The 13,943-nt window shown below is 61.8% G+C and carries 12 protein-coding genes; all 12 read left to right on the top strand.

The genetic code is table 11. The features are described from left to right. Positions 1 to 34: 34 nt before the first annotated feature. The 12 genes from EDD77_RS06880 to EDD77_RS06825 all read left to right on the top strand — a co-directional run bounded on the left by EDD77_RS06880 (position 35) and on the right by EDD77_RS06825 (position 13,936). Positions 35 to 2,053, top strand: a complete 2,019-nt coding sequence (locus EDD77_RS06880; RefSeq protein WP_058963637.1) for a hypothetical protein — start codon at positions 35 to 37, stop codon at positions 2,051 to 2,053. Beyond that, positions 2,050 to 2,679: a hypothetical protein gene (locus tag EDD77_RS06875; protein WP_058963636.1), complete on the top strand. Its 630-nt coding sequence runs from the start codon at positions 2,050 to 2,052 to the stop codon at positions 2,677 to 2,679. The genes EDD77_RS06880 and EDD77_RS06875 overlap by 4 nt, the downstream gene beginning before the upstream one ends. Before the next feature lie 2 nt (positions 2,680 to 2,681). Further along, positions 2,682 to 4,709: a hypothetical protein gene (locus EDD77_RS06870; RefSeq protein ID WP_132587351.1), complete on the top strand. Its 2,028-nt coding sequence runs from the start codon at positions 2,682 to 2,684 to the stop codon at positions 4,707 to 4,709. After that, positions 4,706 to 5,347, top strand: coding sequence for a hypothetical protein (locus tag EDD77_RS06865; protein WP_058963634.1), 642 nt, complete (start codon positions 4,706 to 4,708; stop codon positions 5,345 to 5,347). The genes EDD77_RS06870 and EDD77_RS06865 overlap by 4 nt, the downstream gene beginning before the upstream one ends. 58 nt (positions 5,348 to 5,405) lie before the next feature. After that, positions 5,406 to 6,566: a LegC family aminotransferase gene (locus EDD77_RS06860; RefSeq protein ID WP_058963633.1), complete on the top strand. Its 1,161-nt coding sequence runs from the start codon at positions 5,406 to 5,408 to the stop codon at positions 6,564 to 6,566. Between the two features lie 31 nt (positions 6,567 to 6,597). Then, positions 6,598 to 7,647 (top strand): sugar phosphate nucleotidyltransferase, encoded by a 1,050-nt coding sequence (locus tag EDD77_RS06855; RefSeq protein ID WP_341439598.1) that lies wholly within the window; start codon positions 6,598 to 6,600, stop codon positions 7,645 to 7,647. Positions 7,648 to 7,743: 96 nt separating this feature from the next. Then, complete coding sequence (neuB, locus tag EDD77_RS06850) at positions 7,744 to 8,739, top strand: N-acetylneuraminate synthase (RefSeq protein ID WP_058963632.1); 996 nt, start codon at positions 7,744 to 7,746, stop codon at positions 8,737 to 8,739. 75 nt (positions 8,740 to 8,814) lie between these two features. After that, on the top strand, positions 8,815 to 10,005 hold the full coding sequence (gene neuC / locus EDD77_RS06845; protein WP_058963631.1) for a UDP-N-acetylglucosamine 2-epimerase: 1,191 nt from the start codon (positions 8,815 to 8,817) through the stop codon (positions 10,003 to 10,005). After that, a complete protein-coding gene (locus EDD77_RS06840; RefSeq protein WP_058963630.1) occupies positions 9,989 to 11,101 on the top strand; it encodes a metallophosphoesterase in 1,113 nt (370 codons plus the stop codon). The genes neuC and EDD77_RS06840 overlap by 17 nt, the downstream gene beginning before the upstream one ends. A gap of 53 nt (positions 11,102 to 11,154) precedes the next feature. Next, a complete protein-coding gene (locus tag EDD77_RS06835; protein ID WP_058963629.1) occupies positions 11,155 to 12,132 on the top strand; it encodes a Gfo/Idh/MocA family protein in 978 nt (325 codons plus the stop codon). 45 nt (positions 12,133 to 12,177) lie between these two features. Then, positions 12,178 to 13,104, top strand: coding sequence for a Gfo/Idh/MocA family protein (locus tag EDD77_RS06830; protein WP_058963628.1), 927 nt, complete (start codon positions 12,178 to 12,180; stop codon positions 13,102 to 13,104). 67 nt (positions 13,105 to 13,171) lie between these two features. Then, on the top strand, positions 13,172 to 13,936 hold the full coding sequence (locus EDD77_RS06825) for an acylneuraminate cytidylyltransferase family protein (RefSeq protein ID WP_058963627.1): 765 nt from the start codon (positions 13,172 to 13,174) through the stop codon (positions 13,934 to 13,936). Positions 13,937 to 13,943: the final 7 nt, after the last annotated feature.

The raw sequence follows: 13,943 nt of genomic DNA, 5'->3' as shown, positions 1-13,943 counted from the left end.
ATTCTGACTTGACTGAAAAGGGGGAAAACGCGCGATGGTGATGGTAACGATCAGCGGATTCCTGGCGCTGGCGGCCATTGGGCTGTACAGCGCCTGCCTTGCCCGGCTCTGCCGGGCGGATGCTGCCCTGTTCCCGCTGCCGGTGATCGGCGGCGGGGCGGTGTGGCTCTGCCTCTGGGGCTTTGCGGGCCTTTTGCCGGTGGGCGGCTGGCTGTTTTATCTGGGCGCGGCGGCGCTTGTGGCCGTTCTGCTGGCCCGCCGCCAGCTGGCCGAAACGCTGGAGACCCTGTTCACACCGGCCTTCGGCGTATTTCTGGCGGCTGGTGTGTTCTTTCTGGTGGTGTTCGCCATCACACGGCCGGAATTTGCCCAAAACGACGAGTTCACCCTGTGGGGCTCCGCCGCCAAACTGACCAAGCTGCAGAATGTGCTGCATCCGGCGGCCCAGGGCAACCTGCTGGCCAAGGCCTCCAACCCGGGCATGATGCTGGTGGTTTATCTGTTCCAGTTATTCAGCGCCGGGTTCTCGGAGTGGAGCGCCTATTTTGCCTACGACACCATGCTGGCTGCGACGGTGGCCGCCATGGCCGCGCTGGCGGGCAAACGCTGGAGCAGTACGCTGGTGCTGGCAGGCTGCGGCTTCTTGCTGCCTTACTTTTTCAGCGCCCCCTCGGTGGGGGAGCTGTCCACCGTGTATCTCTCGGTGCTGGGTGACCTGCCCCTGGGCTTTGTGTTCGGGGCCACGGTCTGCCTGTATTTTGCGTTAAAGGATAAGGTCTGCTGCCTGCCGGTGCTGCTGGTGCAGGTGAGCTTCCTGACCCTGATCAAGGACATGGGCCTTGCCTATGCCCTGATCGCGGTGGGCCTTGTCTGCGCGGATGCCCTGTTCACCGGGCCGCTGGCGGGCTTTGGCCGCCGTCTGGCCAAGGCAGTGGGCGGCGGCGTGCTGTTGGCCATTCCGGTGGCCGGGTTTTATCTGGGCTGGACCCGCTATGTGGCGGCCATGACCGGTGCGGACAAAACCACCGTGGGCAGCGGCGACGCGGCCATGAGTCAGGGCGCGGCCATCCTCTCCGGCGTGCGGCAGCTGCTGCGGCTGGAGGAGCCCACCGAAAAGTTCACCCAGGTGAGTGCCCTGATGCTGAAAAGCCCGGTGAGCGTGCCGGTGTGCCTTTTGGGCGGCGGTGCGCTGGCGCTGGCGGCCATCTTCCTTGTGCTGGCCGTGGTGTTTTTGGCTCAGAAGAAGGGCGAGGAGCGCCGCCGGCCGGTGGTGCTGGCAGTGTTCGGAACACTGGCGCTGGTGGCCTTTCTGGTGTTCCACCTGTTTTTGTATGTGTTCAACTTCAAGGACCCGGAGGCTTTGCAGCTGAAGGATTACATCCGCTACATCGGGCCTTATTATCTGGGCTTTTTCCTGATGGCGCTGGGCCTTCTGGCCCGGGCGGGCTTTGGCGGCGCGTGGGCCAAGCTGGCCCGGCTGGCCGGTGTGGGCGTGCTGGCGGTGTTCTGTGTGCTGATCGGCTGGCGGGGCGTGCCCGCCGCGGGCTTCTGGAACTACCCCCATGTGGTCTACTCGGTGCGGGATGACGTGAAGGAGCGGGCCGGGCAGGTGAACGACCTGCTGAGCTGGGACGACATCGTTCTGCTCATCAGTCAGGGCGACGACGCCACCCGCTGGAACTACTTCGGCTACGATCTGAACGCCACTCTGGCCCGGGGCTTCGGCGGCTTCGGCTACGGCCACGAGGGCGACTGGAGCTGGGACACCACCCACATGAATCTGGTGGACCCGGCCCGTGCGCAGGAGGGCATGCCGGAGGTGTACAATTACCAGACCGTCTGCACGGCGGACGATCTGCGCCTGTTCCTGCTGGACAAACGCTACACCCACATTCTCATTGACGAGAGCGACGATTACATCGCCGGAACCATCGGCCCCGCCTTCGGTGTCGACGATCTGCCCGACCGGCGCACCGATTCGGTGATTCTGCTGCGGGTGGAGTATGAGGGCGACACCGTGCGCTGGGTGTATGAGGAAGGAGGCGCGGCATGAAACGACCGATTCGCTGGCTGGCGGCGGCCTACCTTGCCGTGCTGGCCCTCTGGCTGATTCTGAGCGGGGTGAGTTTGGGCAAAAACGCCTGGTACGCCCACAAGGGCATGAAGGCGCAGACCGAGCTTGCCTGGCAGGATTTGACCGGCGTGGGCGTGCAGGAGCTGGAAGGGCAGGGGGAAGGCGTGTGGTACGTCTCCACCGATACCGACCCCCAGCTGCACTGGATTGCCCCGAACCCGGAAGGGATTTATCTGGAAACGGTGGAACTGCGCATGGAGCAGCTTACCCCCGGTCAGGCAGTGGTGCTTTACTGGAAAGCGCCGGGTCAGGCGGATTTTTCCGCGGCCCAAATGGTGTATGCCCAAAAGACCGCCGACGGGGTGTACCGCTTTGATCTGGGCGGGTGCGTGGTAAGCGAGATCCGCCTGGACCCGGACAGCGTGGGCGGTGTGACCACCCGCTTTGACGGGGTCACCCTGAACCCGGCCGAGGGCTGGTATACCGCCTTTGTTCCCACCGCCACCGGCCTTGTGCTGGGGCTGCTTGTGCCGCCGGTGCTTGTTGCGGTGCTGTGGGAGCTGTGGGCAATTTTAGAGCCTGAACCTTTCAAAAAGGAGAAATGAGCTTGCAGTATTTTGATCTGGTTTTAAGTTTTACGGCCCTGTTCGGCCTGTGCGCCTTCCTTACGCTGAAGGCACGGCTGCACAGTGCGCTGGCTCCGCTGACCGCGCTGGGCATCACCGGCATCTGGTTTACGTTGGTCGGCGTGGCGGATCTGCTGGTGGCGGGCGGCTGGGTGTTCTATCTGGCGGCCTGGGGCCTGGGCGCGTTTGCTCTGGTGCAAAAACGCAGCGAGGCCCGGCGGCTGCTCAGCCCCGGCGCGGTGGTGTTCTGGGGATTGGCAATCAGCTTCGCGGTGTATTTTTCCATCCGCCAGCCCATGTTCCACAAGTTCGACGAGTTCAGCTTCTGGGGCCCGGCGGCACAGATGACCAGTACCACCAACCACCTGTACACCATCTGCGAATACGGCGCCCCCTGGCAGGCCACCCAGAACTGCGGCCTGATCGTGCTGAGCTATTTTGTGCAGTTCTTCGGGGCCTTTGCCCCCTTCAAGGTATATCTGGCCTACGACCTGCTTCTGTTTGGCTGCATTGCCGCGCTGGTGGGGGCCATCGGGTTCAAAAATTACCGGCTGGCCCTGCCCATGGCGGTGATCGGCTGGTGCACGCCCTGGTTCTTCACGGTATATGCCCGCACTATCTACCTGGACGACACCTACATGAGCACCTACGGCGACGTGCCCGCCGGTATGCTGGCGGGCGGCGCGGTGGCCATGTGGATCGCCCTGCGCAGCGAAAAGGGCACGGGGCCCCGCTGGGCGGTGCTGCCGGTGCTGGCTCTGATGGCTAACATCAAGGACAACACCTTCCCCATTGCGCTGATTGTGGCGGGCTGCATCGCGGCGGATGCCTTCCTCTTTGACTACGCGGCCCGCTGGAAAGAGGGCCTTGCCCGGCGCTTCGGTTTTGCGGTGCTGTGCCTGGCGGTGCCCATGGCCCAGTATAAGGTGTGGAGCAACTATATCGCGGTGCTGGTGCAGAAAAACGCCGAGAGCGGCGGTACCGGCACCACCTCGCTGAGCCCCTTTGGCGCAGCGCTGCAGGGAACGAAGATGCTTCTGGGTCTGTCGGTACCGGAGGAGTACGCTGCCCGACAGGAGCAGTTCTACACCGCCATGGCCAACATGTGGGACGCATTTTTCAGCAGTGAAAAATGGACTCTTTCCATGATCGGCCCGGGCGTGGTGGTCACGGTGCTGATCCTCGTTCTGTTTGTGATCGCGCTGGTGTTCGCAAAGGGAATGCGCCAGCGGCTGCGTGTTTTGTGCTGGATGGGCTTGAGTTCCCTCGGCTTTGTGGCGTATAACTATGTGTTGGCGCTGAGCTACGGCTTCATCTTCAAACCATCCCAGGCCACGGATCTGATCGATTATTCCCGTTATATGTACACCTATTACATCGCCTGGTTCCTGATGGCCGCGGCTGTTCTGGCCTGGGTGGTGCAGACCGGCCGATGGCGGCTGCTGGGGCAGGCCGGTGCGCTGACCTTTGCCTGCCTGATGCTGGTGCGGGTGAACATGATGGTGCTGCCCCAGATGAGCGTGCTGGGCTTTTCCGATGCCACCTTTGCGGATCAGTATCTGATCATGGAAAAGGTGGACGCGGTGAAGGATGAGATTGACGAGGACGACCGCATCTTCTTTGTGAGCCAGGGCGACGACGGCCTGCTCTGGTTCACCTACAGCTGCTACTTCCAGCCCAACATTCTGGATTACAGTGGTTGGGAGAAAAACGAGGAATCCGGCCTGTACGGTGCGGGCGGCGGCAGCTTCTGCCTGCCCGAGAACATGCCCGACCCCAGTGTGGAGGGCGCGATCTACTTCCACGCCTACAGCACCGAGGACTTTGCAAAGGCAGTGGCCGAGAGCGGTTGCGACTACATCTTTGTGGACAAGCTGGACGCGGGCTTTGTGGCCGGATACGGCAGCCTGTTCACCGACGGCTTGGCCGCCGCCGAAAATGGCGAGACGTTGCTCTACCGCATCACGCCCGACGGCTATGAGCCGGTCGCAATGGAGGTGCCCCGATGATCGCAAAACTGAAACAATGGCTGGGCCGCCCGGCCTTTCTGCCGATTTTGTGCTATGCGGTGGCGGTGATCGTCTGGCTGGGGAGCAGCGTGTGGAGCCTTGGTACGGACATGATCGCCAAGGCGGGCGGAACGCTTTATGAGTGCGAGCTCACGGTGGACAATTTTGAACTGGTGGACATGCAGCTGCTGGAAAACGGCAGCTACATCACCACCAGCGGCGACCCCCAGATGATCTGGCGCAACACCGACGGCATGACGGTGCGAACTCTGCGCCTGACCGCCAGCTTTGACCGCAGCCCTCGGGAGATGTGCCTGTACTACACAAACGCCGAAGGGGAGCCCTTCAGCGTGAACAAGCGGGTGTTCGCTGCCCAGCAGGACAACGGCAGTTATGTGTACACCCTGCCCCAGGGCAACATCGCCGCTCTGCGGCTGGACCCCTGCAGCCCGGAGGAGGAAAAGCCCGTAACCATGACGCTTTCCGGCTTTTCCATGAACGAGTCGGCCAGCGTGGTCAGCTACTTTGCCCCCGGCTGGTACGGGGCCATGGAACTGGTGCTTTACCCGGGGCTCGCAGCCTGCGCACTGTCGCTGGCTCAGAGCGCCTGGCAAACATACAAAAGCAAGAAGCGCTGAGCGCCGCCCCAAAAGCGGCCCGGCGCCAGCCCAATGTTTGGAAAAGAGGTTATTGAAAATGGCAAACTTTATTCCTTTGTCTGTTCCCAATTTTTCCGGCAAGGAAAAAGAATATGTGAGTGACGCGGTGGTCAGCGAGTGGGTGTCCACCGGCGGCAGCAAGGTGGGCGACTTTGAAAAGGCCATCGCCGACTATGTGCACATGGACCGGGCCGTGGCCTGCAACTGTGGCTCCTCCGGCCTGCATTTGGCCATGCTGATTTCCGGCGTGGGTGCGGGCGACGAGGTGATCGTGCCCACCCTCACCTTCATCGCCGCGGTCAACCCGGTGCGCTACGCAAACGCCGAGCCGGTGTTCATCGGCTGTGACGACAGCCTGTGCATGGATCCCGCCGCCGCCGAGCGCTTCTGCAAAGAGGAGTGCCACATGGAAGACGGCAAGCTGATCAACAACACCTCCGGCCGCCATGTGAAGGCCCTGCTGGTGGTGCACGTGTTCGGCAATATGGCGGATATGGTGGAGTTCACCCGCATTGCAAAGGAATACAACCTGATCCTGATCGAGGATGCCACCGAGGCGCTGGGCACCTACTACACCAGCGGCCCCTTCGCGGGCAAATACGCCGGCACCATCGGCGACGTGGGCGTTTACAGCTTCAACGGCAACAAGCTGATCACCACCGGCAGCGGCGGCATGGTGGTTTCCAACCATCCGGACTGGGCCGAGCATGCAAAGCATCTGTCCACCCAGGCCAAGGCCGACGAGCTGCAGTTCTTGCACGACGAGGTGGGCTATAACTACCGCCTGACCAACCTGCAGGCGGCGCTGGGTCTGGCTCAGATCGAGCAGGTGGAGGGCTTCATCGCCCATAAGCACGAGATGTGGCAGATGTACAAGGACGCGCTGGACGGCAAGAACGGCTACCGCATCCTGCCCTTCCGGGACGACTGCACCCGCCCCAACAAGTGGTTCTTCTCCCTTTATCTGGAGGATCCCCGCCATCAGCGGGATCAGGTGATCCAGGCGCTGAAGGAGCAGAAGATTCAGACCCGCCCGGTGTGGGCCCTGATCCACGAGCAGGCCGACTACGGCAAAAATCAGGTGTTCAGCGACGAAAAGGCCCAGGATTACCGGGCCAAGATCGTGAACCTGCCCTGCTCCACCAACCTGACCCGCGAGGACTGCCAGCGGGTCATCGACGCGCTGCTGGCGCTGTAACAATACATCGACGAAAGAGAGGCGAGCGCCCATGCTGCGCATCGACGAGCTGCTGATCGACGAAAACACCAGTGTGCTGGATACCCTGAAAAAGCTGGACGAGACCGGCCAGCGCATCCTGTTCATTGCTCCGGAGGGAAAGTTGGCGGCAGCGGTGACCGACGGCGACATCCGCAAGTACATTCTGCGGGGCGGCGCGCTGGAAGGCCCGCTGCGCGAAGCCGCAAACTACCACCCCAAGAGCCTGCCGCTGGAGCAGCGTGCCCGGGCCCGTTCCTACATTGAGGAGCAGGGTATCGACGCGCTGCCTCTGCTGGACAAGCAGGGCCGTATTGCGGACATCATCTTCACCAGCGGCGTGGATCTGGACAACCGCACCTGCGCCGGGCTGCCGGTGGTTATCATGGCCGGCGGTCTGGGCACCCGCCTGTACCCCTACACCAAGATCCTGCCCAAGCCCCTGATCCCGGTGGGCGAGCGCCCCATCCTGGAGCTGATCATCGACCGCTTCTGTGATTTTGGCTGCACCGATTTCCATCTGGTGGTCAACTACAAAAAGAACATGATCAAGAGCTACTTCAACGATCTGGAGAAGAGCTATCGTGTTTCCTATGCGGATGAGGACGAGCCTCTGGGCACCGGTGGCGGTCTGTGCCTTTTGAAGGGCAAGCTGGACAACACCTTTTTCCTGTCCAACTGCGACATCCTGCTGGATGCCGATTACGGCGATATCCTGAACTACCACAAGAGCCAGGGCAACATCATCACCATGGTCTGTGCGGTGAAGCACTTCACCGTGCCCTACGGCGTGATCGAGCTGAACAACGACGGCACCATCCAGACCATGCGGGAAAAGCCGGAGATGAACTTCCTCACCAACACCGGCGTGTATGTGGTGGAGCCCCGTGTGGTGGAGGAGCTGGAGGACGGCAAAAAGCAGGGCTTTACCGACATCATCGAGCATTACCGGGCTGCCGGCGAAAAGGTGGGTGTATACCCCATCAGCGAGCAGAGCTGGATGGACATGGGCCAGATCGAAGAGCTGGATCACATGCGCCGCCGGCTGGAAGGAAACAGCTGAATTTCCACAAAACGGCCGGAAGTCGGTCGAAAACCGGTGAAAATCAGTTGAAAAGTGTATAAAAATTACGTTTTGTATAAGAAATGGAGCGATTCCATGAGCGTTTTGATCATTGCGGAAGCCGGTGTGAACCACAACGGCAGCCTGGAGCTGGCCAAGAAGATGGCCCTTGTGGCCAAGGAGTGCGGCGCGGATGTGGTGAAATACCAGACCGCCGTGCCCGAGCTGGTGATCTCCAAATTTGCCCAGAAGGCGGAGTACCAGAAGCGGGAGACCGGGGCCGAAGAAAGCCAGCTGGAGATGGTGCGCCGCATCCACTTCGGCTTTGAAGCCCATAAGGAGCTGAAGGAATACTGCGATTCCATCGGCATCCAGTATCTGTCCGCCCCCTTCGATCTGCCCAGCGTGGAGTTTCTGGCCGGGTTGGATCTGCCCATGTGCAAGGTGCCCAGCGGCGAGATCACCAACCTGCCCTATCTGGAGGCGGTGGGCCGCACCAAAAAGCCGGTGATTCTTTCCACCGGCATGAGCACCCTGCCCGAAATCGAGGATGCCCTGAGCATTCTGGAGGACAACGGCTGCCCCGGGGTGACCGTGCTGCACTGCAACACCGAGTACCCCACCCCTTATGAGGATGCGAACCTGCTGGCCATGCTGGAGCTGGGCGAACAGTTCGGCCTGCCCTACGGCCTTTCCGACCACACCTCCGGCTGGGAGTGTGACGTGGCGGCGGTGGCACTGGGAGCTACGGTCATTGAAAAGCACTTCACGCTGGACAAAACCATGGAGGGCCCGGATCACAAGGCAAGTCTGGAGCCCGCCGAGCTGAAGGCCATGGTGCAGGCGGTGCGCCACACCGAGGCCGCCCTGGGCACCGGCCGCAAGGCAGTGAGTGCCAGCGAGGCCAAGAACAAGCCCATCGCCCGCAAGAGCATCGTGGCGGCCCGGGCCATCAAGGCGGGGGAGACCTTCACCGCCGAAAACCTGACCACCAAACGCCCCGGCGACGGCATCAGCCCCATGCGCTGGTACGAGGTGCTGGGCAAGACCGCTGGGCGCGATTTTGAAGAGGACGAAAAGATCGAGCTGTAATGCGTGCAGCGCCGCGCTTTTGACGCTCTGTGTTTCAGGGCGGCGCGATCCAAAAAGCAAAAGGGGGTGCTGCCCATGGCAGCCCAGCCAAAGACCCTTGCGGTCGTCACCGGAACCCGGGCCGAGTACGGCCTGCTGCGTCCGGTGATCCAAAAACTGTTGAAATCGGACGATTTTATACTGAAAGTATTGGTTACCGGCGCCCATCTGGCCCCGGAATTCGGCAATACCGTGCAGGAGATCGAGGCGGACGGGGTACCCATTGCCGCTCGTATCCCCATTCTGAAATTCGGCACCGGCCCGCTGGCTACGGCGGACACGGTGGCTTATACCATCCAGCAGTTCAGCCGCTGGTTCTGGGAGCATAAGCCGGACGCAGTGCTGGTGCTGGGCGACCGGTACGAGATTTTTGCAGCGGCACAGGCCGCGGCCATGACCGGGGTGCCCATCGCCCACATCAGCGGCGGCGACGTGACTCTGGGTGCAGCAGACGACTACTACCGTCACTGCATCACCAAAATGGCCCACCTGCATTTCCCCAGCTGCGCGGAGTATGCCCGGCGGGTCATCCGTATGGGCGAAGCGCCGGACACCGTGTTCAACGTGGGCGGTCTGGGGGATGAGAACATCCGCACCATGCCCAAGATGAGCCGGGAAGAGCTGAGCGAGAGCTTGGGCTTTGACCTGAGCGGGCCCTTTGCGCTGGTCACCTTCCACCCGGAGACTGCCGGAGGGGCCAGCCCCACCCAGCAGGTGGCCCAGCTGCTGGATGCCATGGAGCAGCTGCAAAAGACCCAGCCGGTGCGCTGGCTCATCACCAAGGCCAACGCGGACGCGGGCGGCCTTGCCATCAATGAGCTGATCGACCGGTGGGTAGAAAAATATCCCGACAGGGCAATTGCCTTTACAAGCCTCGGGGTCAAGCGGTATCTGTCCGCCATGGCCTGCGCGGCGGCGGTGGTGGGCAATTCCTCCTCCGGTGTGGTGGAAACCCCCACCTTTGGGGTGCCCACGGTGAACATCGGCGAGCGGCAGGCCGGGCGGATCATCTGCCCCAATGTGATCTGCTGCCCCGCCGAGAAAACAAAAATTCTGACGGCGCTCAAAACCGCCTTTAGCCCGAAATTTGCTGCAAAGGCAAAGCGGACCGTGAGCCCCTACAATGGGGGCGATACCAGCGGTCGCATCGTGCAGATTCTGCGCCAGCAGCTGGCCCGGCCGGAGTTTGGCGCGCCCAAGGGGTTCTACGATGGACCCGTGGAGTAAGCATTATCCCATGGCCCCGGGTATGGTCCGCAAAGCGGCGTTCAAACCGGGCCAGCGGGTGCTTGCCATCAGTGACATCCATGGCTGCAAAGCCCTGCTGGAACGGCTTTTGCAAAAGCTGGACTACCGCCTCGGCACCGATGCGCTGGTGCTGGCGGGGGATCTTCTGACCAAGGGCGAGGAGAACATGGCCATGCTGGAATTCGCCATGGAGCTGGCAGCGTTGCCGGACGTGTACATTCTGCTGGGCAACTGCGACGGCATGAACGATGAGGCCGAGGCCCCCTGGCTGCCGTTCTTTCTGGACCGCCAGCCAAGGCAGCTGTTCTGGGAGCAGTGCGCGAAACAGGGCATTGGCCGCAGCGAGGCGCTGGCGGATGCCCACGGCACCATTCAGGCCCTTTGCCGGGCCTATCCGAAGCAGGCGGCCTTTCTGGCTGGGCTGCCCCGGATTCTGGAAAGCGAGCAGTACTATTTCGCCCACGCGGCCATGGATGCGGCCCTGCCGCCGGATAAACAGGATCCGGTGGATGTGATTACCCGGCGCGCCTTTCTGCAAAGTGCCGGGGCCTTTGACCGGCTGCTGGTGGTGGGCCATTACCCGGCCTGCAATTACGACCTGACCGAGTGCCGCCTTTCCCCTTATGAGGATAAGGCGCGGAAGATCCTCTGCATCGACGGGGGAAACCGGGTCAAGACCGGCGGCCAGCTGAACGGCGCGGTTTTGCAGGATGGAGAATACCTGGGCTGTGAGTGGGTGGACGATCTGCCCGCCGTGCGGGTGCTGTGCCCGCAGACGGAAAGTCCCGCCACCGTGAACATCAACTGGCCCAATTACGCGGTGCAGCCGCTGGAATGGCAGGGCGGCTGGTGCCGCTGCCGCCACGAGGCCACCGGCCGGGAATTCCGTGCCCCTGCAAAGCTGGTGAAGCAGACGGAAACCGGCTGGAAGCTGGCGGACGATTACACCGACTACCGCCCGCCGTTGAAAGCGGGCCAGCAGGTGGGCCTTGCCGCCCGGGCAGGGGACTGGGCCCTTATCAAAACCGGCGACCGGCCCGGCTGGGTTCCGGCCGACCGGCTGCAACTGGAATGATTCCCGGCGGGCGGCAAAAGAACCGCCGGAACAAAAACGCGAGGTGTGAACAAATGAAACTTTTGATCGTGGGTCTGGGCAGCATGGGCAAGCGCCGTGCCCGCCTGGCCAGGGGAATGGACGCATCCATCCAGATCAGCGGCGTGGACACCACCGAGTCCCGCCGGGCCGAGGCCGAGGGCCTGGGCATCACCGCCTATGCCAGCATCGGCGAAGCGGTGGCGGCGGACAAATTCGACGCGGCGCTGGTCTGCACCGCCCCCATCACCCATGCGGCCATTATCAGCGAGCTGCTGGACGCCGGCCTGCCGGTGTTCACCGAGCTGAATCTGGTGAGCGACGGCTACGAGGAGAACATGAAAAAGGCCAGAGAGAAGGGCCTGCCCCTGTTCCTTTCCTCCACCATGCTCTACCGGGGCGAGACCCAGTACATCAAGCGGCAGGTGGAAGCCTTCGATAAACCGGTGAACTACATCTACCACATCGGCCAGTACCTGCCGGACTGGCACCCCTGGGAGAACTACAAGAACTTCTTCGTGGGCGACAAGCGCACCGGCGGCGTGCGGGAGATCTTCGGCATCGACCTGCCCTGGCTGCTGGATACCTTCGGACCGGTGAAGAGCCTGCATGTGGAAAAGGATAAGATCAGCCAGCTGGAGGTGGACTACCCGGACAGCTATTTTGTGACCCTGCGCCACGAAAACGGCGTGAAGGGCATGCTGGCGGTGGATGTGGTAAGCCCCAAGGCGGTGCGCAACTTTGAATGCTTTGGCGAAGGGCTGCACCTGTTCTGGGAGGGCAACCCCAGAAGCCTTTACACCTTCGACCACGACAAGGGCGAAAAGCTGCCGGTGAACACCTACGAGAGCTTTGAGCACGATTCCCGTTACAGCGACAACATCGTGGAAAACGCCTATGTGGACGAGCTGGCCAACTTCTTCGCGGTGCTCAAGGGCGCCGAGCAGCCCCGTTACAGCTTTGAAAAGGATCTGGAGACCATCCGGCTGATCGAGGCCATCGAGGAGGCGTAAGCCTGTTTTGGCCAATCTCCAACACAAAGAAAAGGAGGAAGCACCATGAAAGTATTGTTTGTGGGCCTGGGTTCCATCGGCAAGCGGCATCTGAACAACCTGATCCACATCGCCTCCCGACGGGGCATTCCGCTGGAGGTGGACGCGCTGCGCTCCAGCCTGAAGCCCCTGCCCCCGGAGCTGGCGGCGGTAATCAAGCACCAGTACATCGACTTTGAGCAGCTGGGCCATTACGACGTGGCCTTCATCACCAACCCCACCAGTCTGCACGCTTCCACGCTGGCGGATCTGGCGGGCAAGGCCGAGAATCTGTTCATCGAAAAGCCCATCTTTGACCACACCAATTACGATCTGGCCGAGCTGGGGCTGGAAACCCAGAAGGCCTATGTGGCCGCGCCCATGCGCTGGTGCGGCACCTTTCTGGCGCTGAAAAAGCTGATGCCCACCCTGCGGCCCTATTCTGCCCGGGTGATCTGCTCGTCCTATCTGCCGGACTGGCGGCCCGGCGTGGACTACCGGAAGGTCTACTCCGCCCACAAGGACATGGGCGGCGGCGTGACCATCGACCTGATCCACGAGTGGGACTATATGGTGGAGCTGTTCGGAAAACCTCTGGAAAGCTACAACTTCAAGGGTACCTACTCTGATCTGGAAATCGATTCGGACGATCTGTCCGTCTACATCGCCCGGTATCCCCACATGCTGGCGGAGATCCATCTGGACTACTTCGGCCGCACCTACCGGCGCACCATCGAGCTGTTCTGCGCCGACGGCACCGTGACTGCCGACTTCGGCGCGGGTACCCTGACGCTGGCCAACGGTCTGGTGCAGCATTTTGAGGAGCCGGTGAACGACCGCTATATGCGGGAGATGGAATACTTCCTGGACTATGCCATCAACGGCCAGGGCGAGAGCATCAACAGCCCGGCCATGGCGCTGGATGTGCTCAAGCTGACTCTGGGCGAGGAATAAAGCAAGGGGGGCCGCCTGCAATCATGCGGTGGCTCCCGAGGAATCAATCCGAAAGAAGGAACGAAACGTGGAAAAACTGCTCATCACCATCTGCGGCCGTGCCGGCAGCAAGGGATTTAAAAACAAGAACCTGAAGGTGTTCTGCGAAAAGCCGCTGGTGTATTACACCCTGAGCGCCGCTTCGCTGTTCAAGGCCACCCGGCCGGACGTGCAGGTTGACATCTGCCTGAACACCGACAGCCAGGCGCTGGCGGATCTGGTGGCCGCCAAATACCCGGAGGTGGTGTTCCTGCCCCGCGGCGAGGCTTTGGGCGGCGACACCGTGCCCAAGATGGCCGTCTTTCAGGACAGCCTGGCCCGCATGGAAAAAGCCAACGGCTGCACCTATGATTATGTGATGGATCTGGACATCACCAGCCCGCTGCGCACCGCAAAGGACGTGCAGAACGCCTTCGAAATGAAGGCTTCCCGCCCGGATCTGGATCTGGTGTTCAGCGTGACCGAGTCCCGCCGGAACCCCTGCTTCAACATGGTGCGGGACTGCGGCGACCATGTGGAAAAGGGCATCGACAACGCCACCTACACCGCCCGCCAGCAGGCCCCGGTGTTCTACGATGTGAACGCCAGCATCTATGTGTTCCGCCGGGATTTTCTGACGAACAACACCACCGGCATTCTGTGGGACGGCAAGATCGGCGTGAGCAAAATGCTGGACACCGGCGTGCTGGACATCGACAGCGAGGAGGATTTCCTGCTGATGGAGGTTATCGCGGGTCATCTGTTCAAAACGCTGTCGGAGTTTGCCCAGGTGCGGGACAACATTCGGGAATAAGACGCGG

Origin of the sequence: Allofournierella massiliensis, from assembly GCF_004345265.1 — a bacterium.
GTDB lineage: Bacteria > Bacillota > Clostridia > Oscillospirales > Ruminococcaceae > Allofournierella > Allofournierella massiliensis.
This window is presented reverse-complemented; position numbering and strand designations above follow the sequence as displayed.

Excerpts from the sequence above, each read along its gene's own strand:
- EDD77_RS06880 (WP_058963637.1), top strand. The coding sequence starts at position 35 with ATGGTGATGGTAACGATCAGCGGATTCCTGGCGCTGGCGGCCATTGGG.
- EDD77_RS06875 (WP_058963636.1), top strand. The coding sequence starts at position 2,050 with ATGAAACGACCGATTCGCTGGCTGGCGGCGGCCTACCTTGCCGTGCTG.
- EDD77_RS06865 (WP_058963634.1), top strand. The coding sequence starts at position 4,706 with ATGATCGCAAAACTGAAACAATGGCTGGGCCGCCCGGCCTTTCTGCCG.
- EDD77_RS06860 (WP_058963633.1), top strand. The coding sequence starts at position 5,406 with ATGGCAAACTTTATTCCTTTGTCTGTTCCCAATTTTTCCGGCAAGGAA.
- EDD77_RS06855 (WP_341439598.1), top strand. The coding sequence starts at position 6,598 with ATGCTGCGCATCGACGAGCTGCTGATCGACGAAAACACCAGTGTGCTG.
- neuB (WP_058963632.1), top strand. The coding sequence starts at position 7,744 with ATGAGCGTTTTGATCATTGCGGAAGCCGGTGTGAACCACAACGGCAGC.
- neuC (WP_058963631.1), top strand. The coding sequence starts at position 8,815 with ATGGCAGCCCAGCCAAAGACCCTTGCGGTCGTCACCGGAACCCGGGCC.
- EDD77_RS06840 (WP_058963630.1), top strand. The coding sequence starts at position 9,989 with ATGGACCCGTGGAGTAAGCATTATCCCATGGCCCCGGGTATGGTCCGC.
- EDD77_RS06835 (WP_058963629.1), top strand. The coding sequence starts at position 11,155 with ATGAAACTTTTGATCGTGGGTCTGGGCAGCATGGGCAAGCGCCGTGCC.
- EDD77_RS06830 (WP_058963628.1), top strand. The coding sequence starts at position 12,178 with ATGAAAGTATTGTTTGTGGGCCTGGGTTCCATCGGCAAGCGGCATCTG.